Annotated in this window: 15 protein-coding genes; 5 read left to right on the top strand and 10 right to left on the bottom strand. The window is 67.4% G+C overall.

Annotated features, from left to right (window positions below; all coding sequences use genetic code 11):
* Positions 1 to 165 precede the first annotated feature (165 nt).
* Entirely contained in the window at positions 166 to 702 is a 537-nt protein-coding gene (locus AB0H21_RS15705; RefSeq protein ID WP_358516732.1) for an ATP-binding protein, read from the top strand.
* Positions 703 to 1,627: 925 nt separating this feature from the next.
* Here the strand turns inward: AB0H21_RS15705 and AB0H21_RS15700 are convergent.
* The 5 genes from AB0H21_RS15700 to AB0H21_RS15680 form a co-directional block, all read right to left on the bottom strand.
* Positions 1,628 to 1,792 (bottom strand): hypothetical protein, encoded by a 165-nt coding sequence (locus AB0H21_RS15700; RefSeq protein WP_358516730.1) that lies wholly within the window; start codon positions 1,790 to 1,792, stop codon positions 1,628 to 1,630.
* A 142-nt stretch (positions 1,793 to 1,934) separates the two neighbouring features.
* A complete protein-coding gene (locus AB0H21_RS15695) occupies positions 1,935 to 2,897 on the bottom strand; it encodes a phosphotransferase (protein WP_358516728.1) in 963 nt (320 codons plus the stop codon).
* A 43-nt stretch (positions 2,898 to 2,940) separates the two neighbouring features.
* Positions 2,941 to 3,570, bottom strand: coding sequence for a 2OG-Fe(II) oxygenase (locus AB0H21_RS15690; protein ID WP_358516726.1), 630 nt, complete (start codon positions 3,568 to 3,570; stop codon positions 2,941 to 2,943).
* A gap of 92 nt (positions 3,571 to 3,662) precedes the next feature.
* A complete protein-coding gene (locus tag AB0H21_RS15685; protein ID WP_358516725.1) occupies positions 3,663 to 4,553 on the bottom strand; it encodes a hypothetical protein in 891 nt (296 codons plus the stop codon).
* Complete coding sequence (locus AB0H21_RS15680) at positions 4,550 to 5,689, bottom strand: sugar-transfer associated ATP-grasp domain-containing protein (protein ID WP_358516723.1); 1,140 nt, start codon at positions 5,687 to 5,689, stop codon at positions 4,550 to 4,552. Before AB0H21_RS15680 ends, AB0H21_RS15685 begins: the two co-directional genes overlap by 4 nt.
* Positions 5,690 to 6,251: 562 nt before the next feature.
* On the opposite strand from AB0H21_RS15680, the gene AB0H21_RS15675 reads away from it, so the two are divergent.
* Both AB0H21_RS15675 and AB0H21_RS15670 read left to right on the top strand, forming a co-directional pair.
* Positions 6,252 to 7,625 (top strand): XRE family transcriptional regulator, encoded by a 1,374-nt coding sequence (locus AB0H21_RS15675; RefSeq protein ID WP_358516721.1) that lies wholly within the window; start codon positions 6,252 to 6,254, stop codon positions 7,623 to 7,625.
* Positions 7,626 to 8,013: 388 nt separating this feature from the next.
* Positions 8,014 to 8,631 (top strand): hypothetical protein, encoded by a 618-nt coding sequence (locus AB0H21_RS15670; RefSeq protein ID WP_358516719.1) that lies wholly within the window; start codon positions 8,014 to 8,016, stop codon positions 8,629 to 8,631.
* A gap of 189 nt (positions 8,632 to 8,820) precedes the next feature.
* On the opposite strand, the gene AB0H21_RS15665 is transcribed toward AB0H21_RS15670, so the two are convergent.
* Both AB0H21_RS15665 and fxlM read right to left on the bottom strand, forming a co-directional pair.
* Positions 8,821 to 8,961, bottom strand: a complete 141-nt coding sequence (locus tag AB0H21_RS15665; protein ID WP_358516718.1) for a hypothetical protein — start codon at positions 8,959 to 8,961, stop codon at positions 8,821 to 8,823.
* Positions 8,962 to 9,047: 86 nt separating this feature from the next.
* Positions 9,048 to 10,256, bottom strand: coding sequence for a methyltransferase, FxLD system (fxlM, locus tag AB0H21_RS15660; RefSeq protein WP_358516716.1), 1,209 nt, complete (start codon positions 10,254 to 10,256; stop codon positions 9,048 to 9,050).
* Positions 10,257 to 10,339: 83 nt separating this feature from the next.
* Between fxlM and AB0H21_RS15655 the strand changes: the two genes are divergently transcribed.
* Positions 10,340 to 10,780, top strand: a complete 441-nt coding sequence (locus AB0H21_RS15655; protein WP_358516714.1) for a glycosyltransferase — start codon at positions 10,340 to 10,342, stop codon at positions 10,778 to 10,780.
* Between the two features lie 118 nt (positions 10,781 to 10,898).
* On the opposite strand, the gene AB0H21_RS15650 is transcribed toward AB0H21_RS15655, so the two are convergent.
* The 3 genes from AB0H21_RS15650 to AB0H21_RS15640 all read right to left on the bottom strand — a co-directional run bounded on the left by AB0H21_RS15650 (position 10,899) and on the right by AB0H21_RS15640 (position 14,220).
* Positions 10,899 to 11,702 carry a DMT family transporter gene (locus tag AB0H21_RS15650; protein ID WP_358516713.1) on the bottom strand — a complete coding sequence of 268 codons (804 nt, stop codon included), beginning with the start codon at positions 11,700 to 11,702 and terminating at the stop codon, positions 10,899 to 10,901.
* 402 nt (positions 11,703 to 12,104) lie between these two features.
* Positions 12,105 to 13,448, bottom strand: coding sequence for a M20/M25/M40 family metallo-hydrolase (locus AB0H21_RS15645; protein WP_358516711.1), 1,344 nt, complete (start codon positions 13,446 to 13,448; stop codon positions 12,105 to 12,107).
* Positions 13,432 to 14,220, bottom strand: a complete 789-nt coding sequence (locus AB0H21_RS15640; RefSeq protein WP_358516709.1) for a GNAT family N-acetyltransferase — start codon at positions 14,218 to 14,220, stop codon at positions 13,432 to 13,434. The genes AB0H21_RS15645 and AB0H21_RS15640 overlap by 17 nt, the downstream gene beginning before the upstream one ends.
* A gap of 809 nt (positions 14,221 to 15,029) precedes the next feature.
* Between AB0H21_RS15640 and AB0H21_RS15635 the strand changes: the two genes are divergently transcribed.
* Entirely contained in the window at positions 15,030 to 15,899 is an 870-nt protein-coding gene (locus AB0H21_RS15635) for a DUF6192 family protein (protein ID WP_358516708.1), read from the top strand.
* The last annotated feature ends 240 nt before the right edge of the window (positions 15,900 to 16,139 follow it).

Below are 16,139 nucleotides of genomic sequence, written 5' to 3'. Positions count from 1 at the left end.
CCGGAATCGGCGATCCCGTGCTGTCACCACTCAAGATCAGGTGTGATTTCCTAGAATTTTTGGATTGTGGTTGCACCGTAGTAGTTGACCCGTCACTCTCGGTAGAGATTGCCATCGAACCTGCTGTGACCGCAGGGAATCCGAGCATCTGGAGGTGACTGGGTGATGACCATGGGACAGGCGGAGTCCGTGGAGGGGTGCGGCTCGGTGTCGGAGCTGATCGGGTCGCCGAGTGGTTGGGCTCTCGTGCCCAACCCGCCCGTGGCGGGCGAGGCGCTGCGGGTGCGTACGTTTCGGCGGGAGACCTTCCGGGCGACCGGCGATCAGGTGTCCCAGGCGCGGCGGGTCACGCAGCAGACGCTTCTCGATCACCCGGCCGCGGAGGTCGCGGTCCTGCTGGTGTCCGAGCTGACGTCGAACTCCATCCGGTACAGCGGGTCTCACTTCTTCACGCTGGCCATCGTCCGGACGTTCGCCGAAGAGCTGCACATCAAGGTGATGGACGAAGGCAAGAACGGCCTGCCTCGGTTGCTGCGTGACGATCAGGGCGCCGAGAGCGGTCGGGGCATGCGGCTCGTCGACACGCTGGCCAAGCAGTGGGGCATCACCCGGCGGCGTGGGGACGGCATGGCGGTGTGGTTCGACGTCGACGAGAAGCTGCCCGACGCGTGGGTGGACCTGCTGCTCGTTGACGAGAGCTGAACCAGGAGGCGGCGGTATGTCTCACCTCAGCGACAGGGAGCGCCAGGCGCTGCGTCTGGCCTCCGAGCTTCGCAAACGCATGGAGGACTGGCTGGGGAGCCGCGGGATTCCCGCGCCCCTGGTGATCTCGCCTTTCGTTGACCCGGCCGGTCACGCGAACGTCCTGGTCAGAATGAACTCACAGGTCGCGCTCGCGATGATCCTCGGTTTCGAGGAACAGCACCGTCGGCTTCACGAAGAGGCCGATGGTGCCACGAGACCGTGTGCTCCGGATGATGTCCGGGTCTGGCCGTCAGGGGGAGGGCACCGGTAACGGATCTCGATTTCGACCGGAGATCCTGCTTAGGCGTCGTTTATGCCTACCGGGGACGTGGATGCCTGCCGTCTCATTGTTCAGGGGAACGATCGGCATGACCCCGGGCGCGCAGGTCTCCGGTTTGTGTGCCCTAGTCTTACCGGGGGCTCCTAGCCGGTCTTCCTGGGCTGGCCCAGTTCGATGTCGCGCTCGATGTGCGGACTTCCGCCGGCTTCCCGGCGCCTCCCTCAGATTCGACGACCCGCACGATCTCGCGCACGCGATCCACAACTGCGGTGCGGACGGTGTCGCGGTCACTCAAGGGACCGACACCATTGCGCGCTGGACCCTGCCGGGTGGGCGGTGTCGGAATGCGGGACGGCCCTCTGTCGGGCGCTCAGATGGGACACCGCCCATAACCTGCCGTCGGCCGAACGGTGCGGCATGAAGGGTGTCCTGTTCACCGACGTCGACGCCGGGATCGTTGAGCCGGAGGAACTCCTTCACCTGAGCTGACCTGCGGCACTCGGAGCCTGGTTCCTACCTCGTAACCGGGTCGCTGAACTGAGCCGTCCGACCGGCGGCCTACCTTCCAAGGCACGCCTGGGGCGTCATTTCAGATATAGACGTTCAGCAACCGGCCGCGTCCGGGCATTCCTCGCCGAGCAGAACCCGCGCGAACTGCACCCGCTGTTCTGGTGTGAGCCGTACCGGCCACAAGGCAGGCAGCAGGAAGACGTCGCCGTTGTTCAGGCGCAGGACGTCTACAGGGGGCTTGGGCGGGGAGGGGGGCATCGCCCGTCCATTGTCCCAGAAACAGCTCCGCCTTACGGCCGATCCACGATGTGCAGTAGATAGGAGCCGGGTTCGGCCCGCCGCGCAACCCCTGAAGCGCGACGCCGGCGGGCCGCGGCCCGCCGCCGCCTAGTCCAGAGGGCTACCACCCTGTGCGGAAGCGCGTCCAGGCAAGGGCAGCGCCTGCTGCTCGGCGCTGGTAGGCGCGCAGGTTCGGCACTCCTGGGGGATCGGGCTTCCGGCTCATCCGCGTCCAGAACCCAGCATATGCGGCGGCGTAGCCGGTGATCGCCTCGGCGGGGGCACTCTCCCAGAACTGAAGGCCGTGCAGTGCCCGCTCAGCGGCATCAGGGATGTGACCGGCCATAATCAGGTGCGGGATCAGGTCGGTCAGGTCCCGCCACTGGTTGCCCCGGCGGGGCTTGGCCCAGTCGACCACGACCACGGTTTCGTGCGCGGTTATGAGCAGGTTGTCGGGGCGGATGTCGCCATGTACCAGGGCGGGGCCGTCGGCGCGGGCGGCCCATGCCGCCTCCAGTTCGACCAGGAGCGGCAGGTTGTCCCGCTCCCACGCGCCGAGGTCCGCAGGTGGGTCGGCGGCCAGCTCGTCCCAGCCGTGGATCATCGGGACGCAGATCGTCGAGGCGCTCGGCACGTCCGGAAGGGGGCACGGCGTCAGCGACTCGGTCATGGCCTCCACGGCGGCGGCCACGGCGGGCACGTCTGGCGAGCCGGGCGACAGATCGGGATGGCGGCCTTCCACGTCGTCGAAGACCAGAAGTACCCAGCCTTCGGCGTCACGGTACAGGCGCAGCCTCGGCGCGGGCACCCCTGTTGGCAGTGCTTTCGAGGTGGCTGCCTCAGCGCGGTATCGGTGGGCGAGCAGGTGATCGTCAGGGAGTGCTTTGACGAACACCCGCGTACCGTTAGTCAAGATCAGCCGGGCGGCTACGCCTGGAGTGAAGCCGCCCTGCTGGACCTGCGCGCTCGCCACTGGCGAGTCGAGACTGTCGTCGACCAGCTCGCGGAAGGCGGACGGCAGCCGCTCCCATGGGGGCCTACCGGCGGTGGCGCCGAGCGGGGGATGATCGGGCTGCTCGGTCATGGATGACCCCCAACGTGAGACGGCTCTGGCGTTCTGCGGGCGATTACTTGGACTGTTGCAGGATATGGCTCGGGCCGGGCCGCTGCGGTTGACCTGGGCGGCAAACCGCCCTGCGGATCAGCAGCGTGTATCGGGCGCCCGAGGTGATGGGCCGAACGCCGTGTAGGTATTGGCGAGTGGCGGGGAAGGCGACGAGCGCCCCACGGGCGGGGCGAAGCTCCAGGGGCGGCTCTATGAAATACAGGTCGCCGCCGCCGTACTCGTCCGGTCCACTCAAGAATAGGAGTGTCGTCAGGTCGCCGCCGATGATGGGCTGGCCGTTAGCCGCAGCACGGTCGGTCTCCTCGGCGGTGACCTCGTCGTGGTGGGTGACGAAGCCGACACCGAGCCCGTAGCGGTAGATCAGAGCGGGCTGACCGGGAACGGCGCGGGTCTCGACCTTGAAGTAGCCGTCGAGGTGCGGTGTCACGGTGTCGGTGACCCTGTCGGCGAGCGGTTGAGGGACCGCGGCGTACTCGCACTTGCGGAGCGACTCGTTCACTATGCCCTGGTAGCTGCGGGGCCGTTGGACGCTGCTGTCGAAGTGCCGGAGCAGTTCCAGGCACAGAGCTTTGGGTAGGACGTTGTCGACGCAGAGGGGGGCGCGGGTGTTCCACGTCGGTGTCAAGGTCATGGCGGTGTCACCTCTCCGGTGAGCTGTGGTGGCAGAGTGTCGCAGGGCGACCGGTGCGGCCGGTGGTGTCGAGGGCCTGGTGAGGCTCCCGGTCAAGATCGGCCAGGCGCGGGCTTGAGCTGAAGCGTGCGCTGGTAGCGTCGCCGGACCTCTTGGGCGTCCGCCCCGCTGGTGGCCAGCCCCTCGGCCTGGGCGCAGAAATTCTCCAAGGCCTGGACGCGGCGTTCCAGGTCGGCATAACAGGCGGGATCGCAGCGCAGAGCCTCGCGCAGCAGCGCAGCTTGCCGGGCATCGATGAGCCCTCGGCTGGAGAGATGGTGGAGCTTCCACTTATTGTTCGGGACGAACAGCCCGGCGGTAGCGTAAACACAGTCGATCACCTCGTCGACTGCGCGGTTCAGCAGGAAGTGGCCGGCCTCGGGGCCGAGCCTGCGGGCCTGGCGCAGCGACATCTCCCGTACGTCCCAGGTGATGCGATTGGCGAGTCTGTCACGCTCTCGGACGAGCTGGGCCTGGGCAGCTTGGGCCTTATCGCGTGCCAGGGCCTGAAAAGAGCCGTCTCGGTCGCATAAGACGTCGCTCTTGTTCAGGAAGACGTCGCATTTCTCGCCGGTCCAACGGGTTCTGGGGTCGCACTCGTACTGGTAGATCAACTGGTGGGCGTTGACCTCCATGGAGCCCCACGGGACCTGGATCCAGAACGCGAACTCGGGAACCCAGTCAGGGATGCGATCGGCGATCAGCGTACAGGTGTCGTCCAGATGGGGTCGCCACTCGCCGGCCCGTATCGGGACGTCCAAGACGATGGCGACGTCGAAGTCCGACTCTTGGTCGAAGCGAGTCGGGTTGTCCGGGTTCTCGGCGCTGGAGGACAGGATGCACAAGGCGTGCAGTTCGGGCTTGGCGGTCCACTCGGCCAGCAGGGGCGACATCGCTTCGCGAGCCGCGCGCAGGGCGGCGTTGGATATCGAAGGCAGGGTCACGACGGCCTCCGGTCGTCGATCAGGGATCTTCCGAGGGCGGCGGCAAGGCCGCCGTGGGAGCGTTGCAGGTTCATGAGGCTGGGGCTGCTATTACCCTCGATGATCAAGGCCCTCCCGTCCTGGTCCACGGCGATGTCCCAGCCGATGATCGGAGTTTTGGGGAAGTGAACGGCGGCTCGCTCGGCCGTGGCCACAACCTGGCTGATCGTGGTGATCCGCTGCTCGGCGAAGGCGAGGCCGGTCACCGGATGACGACGGTGGCGGACCAGTGCGGTGGTGTGCGCGATCTCATCGACGGTGCCGGTGGCTGGGTCGACGCGGGCATACAGGCCACCGTTGCAGGCGTTGTCCACCGCATCGACGCCCGTACTGCTCTTGATCAGTACGTATAGGACGTGGGCACCGTCTGGGCCCAGGGCGGTGATGGCCCTGAAGGTGTTGAGGGAGTGCGGGTTGAAGGCGGCCAGCTCCCGATGCTGGTGGACGAACGCCTCGATGAGCCAGCCGCCCCATTCCTGACCGTAGGCAGCCAGGCTGAACGGCGACCCGTCCTGCTGCCTCAGCATCCCGTGCTCGTTGCACACGACCGTGACGCCCGCGCCGCCGCTGGTGTATCGGGCGGGTTTGATCACCACTTCGCCGGCTCCGTCCAGAGCGGCGTCCAGCGTCGAGGCGGAGTCGGTCGGGACGCGGTCACCGGATCGGTCGAGCCACAGGCCGCTGCGCTCTCCTGTCATCAGCAGGGGCGGTTGGGGGATCCCGGCGTCGGCGAGGATGCGCTTGCATGCGACCTTGTCGTCCAGCAGTTCGACGGCCCGATTCACCACTGGCAGCAGGCGGCTGTAAAACACCGTGTCGGGCAGGTAGGCCGCGACTTGCTCGAAGCTCAGGGACCGGTCGTACAGCTCGTACCGGAAGTAGTGGAAGGGCAGGCAGCGCCATTTGGCGGTCAGGGCGGCCAGTTCGGCTCCGATCCGGACGAGCGGCTTGCGATCGGAGGCCGCGCGGAACCGGGGGAGGTAGACGTTCCTGGCGACCCCGATCTGATGAACTGCCCACAGCGGAGCCGTCACCTTGGGGCCGACCCGGGCGCGGAAGAACTCGTCGAGCATGTGAGAGCGGAGAGTGAACTTCATGGCGGCGTTCTCCTCGTTTTACTCGCGTGGAGCCTGTCCTTGTGATTCCCCTGCGGAGCTACCGGTCCGGCATGCGCACCCTGCTCCCCTACCTCCTCGGCTTCGATCTGCTCCACCAACTCCAGGGCCTTTTGCATGGCTTCGTCGGCGGTCCTCGGCTGCCTCGTCATGAGCTTGAAGACGGCCCAGCTGAGCGCGTCGCTCATGGGATGGGCTCGATCAGGGTCGGGCGCCGGCGGGAATGAACGCCCGGACGCCTTCCACGGTCCTCGTCGCGCACTCGGGGGCCTGTGGTGATGGACATGGTGTGCTCCCTCTCCCAGCTGTAGCCGGGGCCGCTGGGGTGTCTCCATCACGGTCCGCCCCCGAGTGTGAACGGGACAATGCCAGCGTTGTGGCCGAACATTGCTACCCGAAGACAATGTTCCGAACGTGCCGGTGGCGCTACTCTGGGTGCATCTTTTTCGCGCCGGAGGTCGTCATGGCCACGATGAGCCGAGCACGACGGGCCGAGCTGCAACGCCGAGCCCAGGAAATCCGCTTCGCCTGCCAACGTGGAGGAATGAGCGTCGAGCAGACGGTTCGGGCGATCCTCGCTGACCTGCAACCCGAGATGTTGCCGTTGGAGGCGTGGAGGCTGGCCTACGGCTGGTCCAGACCTCAATGCCTCGCCGCGATCTTGAGGCTGTACGAGGCGGACGGGCTGGCCGAGCCTGCGTTGAACTCGTCAATGCTGTGCAAGTGGGAGCACGGCAAGGGCGACCCTGGTCCCGAGTACGGCGGCGTGTTGTGTCGGCTGTACGGGGTGAGTCCTAATCAGCTCGGGTTGAGACATCTCTCCCGGAGTGCCAGCGTCCTGTCCTCCAGCGATGACAGCAGGTACGTTGCCCATCGGGGGTCTGACCTGACGGTGGCGACGAAGAGGCAGGCAACAATGGCGGACGCGGCTCTGGAAGCTCTGCGGGAATCAATCGAACTCGCCCTTGAAGTGGAAGGCCCCGGCGGCGGAGCGCTAGCGCGTGAGCATTTGGGTTCGGCAGTGGGGTACTACGCGCTGCACTACTCGCGTTTCACACCGGGCCTGCTCGCCCTGGAGGTTCACCGGACGCGCGCCTTGGTGGGGCGCATGCTGCGCCAACCTCAAACGGACGTGGACCGGCGAGAGCTCCGGCGCCTGGCTGGCTGGTTGTCGGCGCTGGTGGGAAACCTGGCGTTCCACTTGGCGGACTATCCGGCCGCAGGGATCCACTTTGCCACCGCCGCCCGCTTGGGGACAGCGGTGGGCCAAAACGAGCTGGTGTGCTGGTCGCTTGGCGCGCAGGCCATGACGGCCTACACGCAGGACCGGCCGGCTGAGGCGCTCGATCTGGCGCGACAGGCGCTGGAGTACGCTGACACGCCACTGCGGAGGGCCCAGATCCTCGCATGGGCGCAGTTGCGATCTCAGGCGTTGCTTGGGCAGCGTCAGGACGCCATTGCGACGGCTGCGGCAGCGCAGGACGAGATGGCCGCGGACTCTCACGGCGAACAGCCGGGACGGTTCGGATTCGACTTGGCCGAACTGGAGTTGCATCTATCGGAAGCCGCTCTCCTGCTCAGCGACCACGAGCAAGCCCGAGCCCACGCTGCTGCTTCCCTTCAGCACGTCCCTGTTGGTCGTCCGGGGTGGGCGACAGCGACGTTGCTGCTGGCGCGGGGCGAGGTTGCGCGAGGCCAGTACTCGGATGGCGCAGCGCTGGCGTTGAACGTCCTGTCCACAGTCGAACCGGACGCCTTGAGGGAGACGACTCGGCTGCGGCTCCGCGCCTTGAATCAGGACCTATTTGGGATCGGCGCCCCTGGAGCCGAGGCTCGGGAACTGGCAGAGCGGGTGAGGAGCCTGGCTCCGCTCGTACCCGTCCCGCGGATCAGCGATGAGCCCAATGGGATTCACTGAGTGGTCAGGTGAACGCCATCCCGAGCGCGGCCAGGCCCGGCTGTGGATCTGCGCACCGTTGTAGCGCGTAGGCGGTGACGCCGTGGTGCTCGACGTCCGCACTACCGTCCAGCCCTGGACGTCACAGTAGTAGGCGATGAGGCAGCCAGGTCGACGCTGGCGGTAGGCGGGGTCGGTGACGGTGGTGGCCAAGAATAGAGACGCCTCTGCCCTCTCTGCCTCGTCCCGCCATAGCAGCGGGGACGCCTCGTCATAGACGCTCGTGACCCCAACGACTCGGCCACTGGCACTCTCGACCAGTGCCCACACCGGAAAGGCCTACTCGCCATGGCGACCGGAGGAACCGCGGGAAGGTGAACCACTCGCCTGTATCGAGCGTCTCACCCCCATGAGCTTCGACTGGCCAGCATTCACCGTCTCCGTTCTCGCTCTCGGCGTCTCAGGATTCGCCTTGCGACAGAACCGGAAGGCGAGAGAGGTTGCCGAGGCCTCCGAGAAATCAGCGGCCATCTCGGCCGCCGCAGCAACCAAGTCCGCCGATGAGGCGGCCCGCCTGACTCAGATCGAAGCCGCCCGAGACCGGGTTGCCAATGAGGCGTCGCACCGACAGCTCGCCCCCGCCCACCCCGGGGAGATTGCCGCCACGCTGGAGGGCGAGGCACACAACGCGAGCCTGTTCGGCTCCATCACGTTGACCGGCACCTACCGGGTGCAGGCTCAGGGAGTGGTCGGTGAGACGCGCACTGCGATCTCCGGGCTTCCGCTGCTGCTGCATGCGCACAAGCCGCACAGGTTCCACATCGAGCACTGGCCGAAGGATCGAAAGAGGCCGCAGACGACGGAGATCCTTTTCCGCTTCTGGCCGCCAATTGCCGAGATCGACGACACCGACCCATGGACGTGCCCGTGCGGCCGGCCGACTGGAGAGACAATGAACGGCCCTGGGCATTGGGAGATGCGCGTCCCAGTCAAGCCACCGGTGGAGCCGTTCGTGTTCTTCAGCTAGGCGTTGAAACGCGAAACCCGGGCGAACGCCCGTCCGAGCGCCTCCCGGGTCCACTTCGCAGGGCTACTGGCCTGCCCCCCTGGCAGCAGTCGCCGAATACGACCGCCAGTGGCGGGCCTACGCAACTCCCCGAAGAGATCGTCACTTACGTCCGCGCTGGGATCCAGGCGTTCAACCGCGGGCAGACGTTCAGTCTCGACGGCTGGGAAGTCCGCACGGGCTGACGCCGTCCAGCTCGGCGTGCCAGTCGGCGTCCCAGCCTTCGGTGTCCTGGGGTTCCAGCGCGGGCGGTGCGAGCGTTGCCGCACCTCCGGTAGAGCGGGCGGGCATGAAGGTCCCTCCTTCGTTGGGGCGGGTGGGTTCCCCGGTGCTCCCCTGGGCAGATCCTTTGGCCTCACCCGGGGGAGCCCGGCGGTCTATGGCCAGGTGACGACGACGGTCCCGTGCCGTTTGGTGATGACCCCGCTGGAGGGGGCCGGCGGGGTGGCGGGCTTGGGGATGTACTGGATGGACGCGGCGCCGCGTCGGTGGTACTTGTCCGCCCACTGGCGCAGCAGTTCTACGTACCGGGCGGCGAGGTCCTCGGCCGAGGGCCCGTGGGCGTAGACGCCGCTCTCGTATCCGCTGCCCATGTCGTCGTTCGGTCGCGCGGCCCGGTAGGCGAAGCTGTCGCCGCTGATCAAGGCGGGCACGCCCTTGAGTGGCGGGCGTGCGAGCAAGCCGTGGTCGATGGCCTCCTGGTCGGCGTGCAGCATCGCCATGTTCGGGTCGTTGGTGAGCAGGAACAGCATCAGCTCGTCGGGCATGTCGAACGCGGCCCCGGACCAGCGTTCGATCCTCGGCAGGTGCAACGCCCGGCGCAGCGCCTCCGCATCTTCCTTAAGGTTCTCGTCGTCGAGGCGCAGCACCACCCCGTTGTCGATCGTGACATTCCGCTCAGTGTGGGAACCGGACCCCTGGAACGGCACGAAGACGCACAACCCGTAGCTGCGGCTCACCAGGCCGCCTTCGCTGTCGCGGTCGAACGCGATCCAGCGGGTCGTCCCCTTCAGCCGGAGCGGGACGACGATCCGGCCATCGTGGGCAAGCTGGTCGATCCACGCGGGCGGGATGTCCCAGCTCCCGGCCGTGACGATGATCCGGTCGAACGGAGCAGCGTTGGGGACGCCTTCCTCCGCGTCGGCCTGGAGCACGTTGACGTGGTGGTAGCCGGCCTCGTTGAGCAAGGTGCGGGCGCGCTCGACGATGTCGGGGTCGATGTCCACCGTGGTTACATGTCCGCCGTCGCCGACGAGCTCGGCCAGCAAGGCTGCGTTGTAGCCTCCGCTCCCAACCTCGCACACGCGCATGCCGGGTTTGATCTCGGCCGCTTCCAGCATGGTGGCCTGGAGATGGGGGGCGGATACGGAGCTGAGGGTCAGGCCGTTGTCGTCGCGCTTGACGATCGGCGCGTTGTCCGTGGCGTAGGCGACCTTCAGCGGCTCGCCCGGCGTGAACAGATGGCGTGGCACGGCGGTGAAGGCGGCCGCCACGAGCTCGGACTGGATCGCCCCCTGGTCGCGGAGTTCACGCACCATGGAGGCACGTAGCGCGGCGACACCCTCGACGTCGTTGTCGGTGGCCAAGGTTGGGTCCCCTCTTCTTCGCTGTGATGGACAACTGGTCGATGCTGGCTGTTGGCAGGCTCCTCCAGGGTTAACCGCGCCGTTTGGCCGTTGTCGGCGACGTTCATCTGAGCGTCGCCGCTCCGCTCAGCGAGTACGCCGCAGGCGCGGCCGACCTGGTACGCGCCGGCTGTCACCTGACCTACCTCGGCTGGCTGCCCCGCCCGAAGCTCTGGCAAGCCTTCGCCGACCACGACCTGCTGCTCATGCCGTCCACCACTCTGGAAGCTTTCGGCCTGGTCGCCATCGAAGCGCAGGCGTGCGGGCTGCCCGTACTCTACCGACCGGTGCCCGGCCTGATCGAGGTCTTGGGCGAGTCCGCACTGGGCGTCGAGCTGACCGACGCCACAGCCCTAGCCAAGATCCTCACCCGATTGGAAACAGACCCGACCATGCTGGACGAGCTGCGCGCCACGGGGCGGCGTAACGCCGCTCGCTTCCCGCTCAGCGCCACAGCCGCCGCGTTGAACGTGCAGATCACTTGACCTGCCTTGTCACTACGCTGACCAGCAGACGCCCACCGACCTTGAGGACAGCGATGGCCCTACATGACGAGATCACACAGCTCCTCGAGGGCGGAGTTCGCGGGGGGAGTCGGGATGCTCATCGGCTCATGGGGGTGGTTCGGGCGAGGGCGAAGGTTCCGGCGGCGGCCAGCAGGACCGCTGCTACGGCGGCCCTCGTGTTCGTCGGCAGTGGTTCGCCCAGGAGCAGCGCGCCGCAGGCGATCGCGGTGAGCGGATCGGCCACCTGCACGGTGGCGTACGCCACGGCGAAGTGACCGATTGCGTAAGCGCGCTGCAGCAGCAACAACGCCGCCAGGGCGGGGAACGGCAGGATGGTCAGGAGCCACAGGTCCCAGCCTGTCCCTCCAGCCAGGACGCGGGTGAGCGTCGCGACCGCGCCGTACATGACGCCCGCGCCGATCGCGAGCAGTGCGGTACGGCCGGCGCCCGCCAAGCGCTTGGCGATGGCGAAGCAGGCCAGGGCCGCGAGCGCGGCTCCCAAGAGCATCGTGACCGCGTCTCTGCTGTTGAGAGCGGGGGTGTGGCTGGAGGTGGGGACGAGCAGGATGAGCCCGGTCAGTCCGATTCCCACCACGCAGGCTGCGGCGAGCTCGCTCCACGAGGGTTTGCGGCCGTGCAGTGCGGCGGCGACCGCCAGGGCGAACAGGAGGCTGGCCACTCCCATCGGCTGAACCACGGTCAGTGGCCCGACGCTCAGCGCGGAGATGTGCAGCCCGCTGCCGACGGCGATCGACGCTCCGGCGAGCAGCCAGCGAGGCCTGCGAAGGAGCACGCTCAGGCGCGGCTGGGCGGCGCGGGCCGCCTCGTGCTGCTGCAGCGCCGCTCCCAGCGCGAAGAACAGCGAACTCAGCAGCGCGATGCCGGCCGCGAGCACGGTCATGACACCTCCTTCCGATGAATGAAGACATGGCGTCATGGCAGGAACACCTCATAGAGGCGGCCAGGGGAGAAACGCGGGACTAATGTCGACCGTGGTCGCCCGCCGCGGGCTGCTCAACCGCGGTGATCGGTGCCAACAGCACGTGAGGTGCGGGGATCGCGTATCCGGCGAACACCCCGGTGATCTGGCCCCCGCCGGTCATGAGCATCCACGGCTCGCCCATCAGGTAGTCGAGCGCGCCGCCGCGCTTGTGGCGATGGCTGTCGGCACGGCAGTCGCCGCAGGTGGTTACGACTCCCGTTCTCGGTGTGACCCGCCTGAGCCCGCAGGTGCGCAGCGGTCGATGTCGGCGAGGGAATGCAGGGGGCCGGACTCTTTGATCATTTGCGGTCAGGGCTTCGCTTAGCAGTCGCGTAGCAGGCGGTGGAGGGTGCGGGTGCCGAAGTGTAGGGCGTCTATGGGGACGCGTTCGTCGACGCCGTGGAACAGGGCGGTGAAGTCCAGGTCCGGGGGCAGCTTGAGCGGGGCGAAGCCGAAGTTGCGGATGCCGAGCCGCTGGAACGATTTCGCGTCGGTGCCGGCGGAGAGCATGTAGGGCAGCAGCCGCGCGCCAGGGTCCTCCGCGGTGATCGCTGCCGTCATCGCGTCGACGAGCGTTCCGTCGAAGGTCGTCTGGACCGGCGGGAGACTGTCCCAGTCGAGTTCGACGTCGGGCCCGAGGATTTCGGTGAGCGCGGCTTCGAAGGCGGCTTCGCGGCCGGGGAGCATGCGCCCGTCGACGGTGGCGTGGGCGACGGACGGGACGACGTTGGCTTTGTAGCCGGCGTTGAACATGGTGACGTTGGCGGTGTCGCGCAGGGTGGCGCCGATGAGCCGCGACAGGTTGCCCAGCCGGGCGACCGCCGCCTCGGGGTCGGACTCGTCGAAGGGCACGCCGGTCAACTCGCCGACGCCGTGCAGGAAGTCCCGGACCGGGTCGGTGAGCACGAGAGGGAAGCGGTGCTGTTCGAGCCGGGCGATCGCGGCGGCGAGCTTGGCGACAGGGTTGTCGGTGTGCAGCATCGACCCGTGCCCGGCGGTGCCGGTGACCTTGAGCCGCAGCCACATGGCGCCCTTTTCGGCGGTTTCGACGAGATACGCGCGGACGCCCCCGGTGAGTGTGATGGAGAAGCCACCGACCTCGCTGATCGCTTCGGTGGCGCCCTCGAACAGATCGGGGTGGTTGTCGACGAGCCAGCGGGCGCCGTGGAATCCGCCGGCTTCCTCGTCGGACACGAAGGCGAAGATCAGGTCACGGGGCGGGACGATGCCGTCGCGCTTGAACGCGCGGGCGACGGCGAGGGTCATCGCGACCATGTCCTTCATGTCGACCGCGCCGCGGCCCCACACATAACCGTCGCGGACCTCGCCGGAGAACGGGTGCACCGACCACTCCGCCGCGTCCGCGGGGACGACGTCCAGATGGCCGTGCACGAGCAGCGCCCCGCGCGACGCGTCGGCGCCGGGGAGCCGGGCGATGACGTTGCCGCGGCCGGGTGCGTCCGACTGCAGGTAGGTGGTGTCGTAGCCGACCTCGGCGAGCTTCTCGGCGACGTACTCGGCGGCGGCGCGCTCGGTGCCGAGGATCGACGGGTCGCCGGTGTTGGTGGTGTCGATCGCGATCAGCTCGCTGGTGAGCGTGACCACTTCGGCGACGGCCGCATCGACGCTGAGGTCGGCGGCCGTCCGCTCAGCCGACGGCGACATCGTCGGGGACCCGGGCGGTCTTGAACGTCACGGTTTGGCGCAGCCGGAATCCGAGCGACTCGTACAGGCGGATGGCGTTCGTGTTGTCGGCGGCGGCGTGCAGGAATGGGGTTTCGCCGCGGGCTCGGATGCCGGCGGCGACCGCGCGCACGAGCCGCGTCGCCAGGCCCTGCCCGCGGTGGGCGGCATCGGTGCAGACGGCGCTGATCTCGGTCCAGCCGGGCGGGTGAAGCCGTTCACCGGCCATGGCGACCAGCTCGCCGTGGCGGCGGATGCCCAGGTAGGTGCCGAGCTCGATGGTGCGCGGCAGGAACGGGCCGGGCTTGGTGCGCTGGGTCAGGGCGAGCATGTCCGGTACGTCGGCCACCGTGAGCCGGATCGCCTCCTCGTCCGCGACGGCGGCGATGCCGTCGTCGACCATCTGCACGCCGGCACCATGGATCTGGACCTCCCATCCGGCTGGGGGCGGGACGGCGACGCCGATCAGCGGGACGAACCCGTCCGGGTCGGCCAGCGTGGCGATGTCGGCCCAGTCCTGCGCGGTCGGGACCTCGGGGAGGGCCACGAACGACGACACGTCGACAGGGTAACGAAGAATATTGCCGCGCCGCTCGGCGAAGTGCGCGTGCGGCCCGGTCAGCGAGGATCGGGCCGGATTGTCGAGCGGGTGCGGCGAACCGGTCTCGGCCGCGTCCAGCGGGGCGCCGGTGGCCACGACGCGGTCCGGCTCGGGCCCGGCGGTCTCACGGTGACCGGCGATGGATGCGCTCACGGGTTCTCCTCCGTCGGGCAGGTGAGCGAAACGCCGCTGTGCCCGCCGGTTCGCCCGCTCACGGGGCGACCTCGATGACGATCTTGCCCTGGGCGTGGCCGGAGCGGCACCTCGCGGGCGTGGTGCTCGCGTCGCAGCGCGTCGGCGGTCGGCTCATCGGCGGGCGGGTCAGATCGACGGCGGTCGAAGTAAAGCATTGCGCATGGCCGACATGATCGCACAATATCCGATTATATTGGTAGGTATAGCCGGAGAAATCACCCGCGACACCCTCATCCCGTCACCGTGCCCGCAGTGGACGGAGCCGACCGTGCCAGTGCGGGATGCACCAGCGGACGACGTCCGGATCGCGAATAGTGGTTCTGCCACAGGTAGCACTACCCGGCCGAGGGGCACACGACGGGAAGGCAGAGCAATCCGGCCGCACCGGTTGAGGGTTGGACGAACGACAACATCAGCGGCAGGGCCAGGCGGCCCATCAGCAGCAGCCCGGTCGCATCGAGGTCAGGAGAGCCCGTCCGGCCCCGCGCGGGAGGCAGGTGGCGTGCCGCCAGCGTGACCAGGCGACACGGCACAGTGAGGAGAGACTCCGACGCCTCCCCGTCGTCATCCTCCAGCTACTGGATGTCGAACTCGAGGGCGCGTCCGCTGGCCTCGCGGGCGGCCAGCGAAGAGCTGGCCAGTCCTCGGAGCCTCGCTGCAGGTCGGACATTTCGGCCAGGAGACGAGCCACGGCGAGCCCCAACACGGACATTTCTCTCACGTGGTAATAGAGTGGATCTGTCAAGGAGGCTCCTCAGGAGGTCGCTATGACCGCGAGCCTGGTTACCGAGTACGGCCCCGAGAAGTGGGACGATCAGGTCCGCCGCGGACGGGAGTTCGTGGGCGGCGAGACCTTGTCCCAGTTCGGCGTGGGGGATGTCGCCCTGGAGATCGTGCCATTGCCTCCGCCGGGGAAGCGGCTACCAGCAAAGGCTTACAAACTTCTTGGGTTGTACGCGGAGGAGGTGGGGCTTGAACTCCCCCGCCTAGAAGAGTATCGACTGGTCTCTGGCTCATGGCCGAAGGAACGGCGCAATGAGCATGCGTCGTGGACGGTGCACCGGATCCTGTCCTACCAGCCTGACCGCTTCAACATGATCAATGACCCACCCGTCTACCAGAGGACAGGCGAGCGGCGCTGGACTTGCGATGCTGCCAATCGCGCGCTCGGTTGGAAGCCTGACACGCCCGAAACGGCGGAGGAGGCGATCCGACACGTCGAGGATCTAATCAAGGACGACCGTGTGGCGGTCGAGGTGCTGGACCGGGTCATGCAAAGACCAGAAGTGGTCAGGCGAGCAGTCGACAGGCCACACGTGCGAGAGACATTCAACAGGGCGCAAACGAGCAGTATTCGGCATGCTCATGACGAGACCAAGAAACGTCCTGATGTCCGGCGGGTGAATGAGCAGCAGGAAGTGCTTACCGTGCTAGGACTGTGCTCCGCGTTTGCAAGTGGCGTGGGCAGGACTCTGCCGGGGCTCCATCTCGCTGAACTGTCGGACGACTCCAAGATTTCCATTCGAGAAGGGATTAACCGGGTTAGGGCGGCCGTCGACTGGATCGAGCACGTCTTGGATACCGGGAGATTGGACTTCGACAAGGACCTCATAAGACTTCTCGAAGGCGGGTCGTGAGAAGCAGTGGCGATCTTGTATATCGGCGTCAAATTGACAGTCCAGGCGCGACACACATCCGCTGACACGATCTTCCGTCTGGGGGGAGATGCAAGAGCATGACAGCGCACGTCCGCCCTGAGGTTGCAGCTCGCAGTGTCTTCGACGCTCTGCAATCTGCAAGAACCCGAGGGCTGACTTTTAGTGAAATCCTACAGGTGACAAACCTTACTCCGCATCAGGTGCGGAGTGGCCTGAGTT

The sequence above is a fragment of the Sphaerisporangium sp. NPDC051011 genome, from assembly GCF_040653595.1.
In the GTDB taxonomy this organism is placed as follows: Bacteria; Actinomycetota; Actinomycetes; order Streptosporangiales; family Streptosporangiaceae; genus Sphaerisporangium.
The sequence above is the reverse complement of the archived record's forward strand: the minus strand, read 5'-3'. Positions and strand labels throughout refer to the sequence as shown.

Coding starts and splice junctions, on each gene's coding strand:
- AB0H21_RS15705 (WP_358516732.1), top strand. CDS start 166: ATGACCATGGGACAGGCGGAGTCCGTGGAGGGGTGCGGCTCGGTGTCG.
- AB0H21_RS15700 (WP_358516730.1), bottom strand. CDS start 1,792: ATGCCCCCCTCCCCGCCCAAGCCCCCTGTAGACGTCCTGCGCCTGAAC.
- AB0H21_RS15695 (WP_358516728.1), bottom strand. CDS start 2,897: ATGACCGAGCAGCCCGATCATCCCCCGCTCGGCGCCACCGCCGGTAGG.
- AB0H21_RS15690 (WP_358516726.1), bottom strand. CDS start 3,570: ATGACCTTGACACCGACGTGGAACACCCGCGCCCCCCTCTGCGTCGAC.
- AB0H21_RS15680 (WP_358516723.1), bottom strand. CDS start 5,689: ATGAAGTTCACTCTCCGCTCTCACATGCTCGACGAGTTCTTCCGCGCC.
- AB0H21_RS15675 (WP_358516721.1), top strand. CDS start 6,252: ATGAGCGTCGAGCAGACGGTTCGGGCGATCCTCGCTGACCTGCAACCC.
- AB0H21_RS15670 (WP_358516719.1), top strand. CDS start 8,014: ATGAGCTTCGACTGGCCAGCATTCACCGTCTCCGTTCTCGCTCTCGGC.
- AB0H21_RS15665 (WP_358516718.1), bottom strand. CDS start 8,961: ATGCCCGCCCGCTCTACCGGAGGTGCGGCAACGCTCGCACCGCCCGCG.
- AB0H21_RS15650 (WP_358516713.1), bottom strand. CDS start 11,702: ATGACCGTGCTCGCGGCCGGCATCGCGCTGCTGAGTTCGCTGTTCTTC.
- AB0H21_RS15645 (WP_358516711.1), bottom strand. CDS start 13,448: ATGTCGCCGTCGGCTGAGCGGACGGCCGCCGACCTCAGCGTCGATGCG.
- AB0H21_RS15635 (WP_358516708.1), top strand. CDS start 15,030: ATGACCGCGAGCCTGGTTACCGAGTACGGCCCCGAGAAGTGGGACGAT.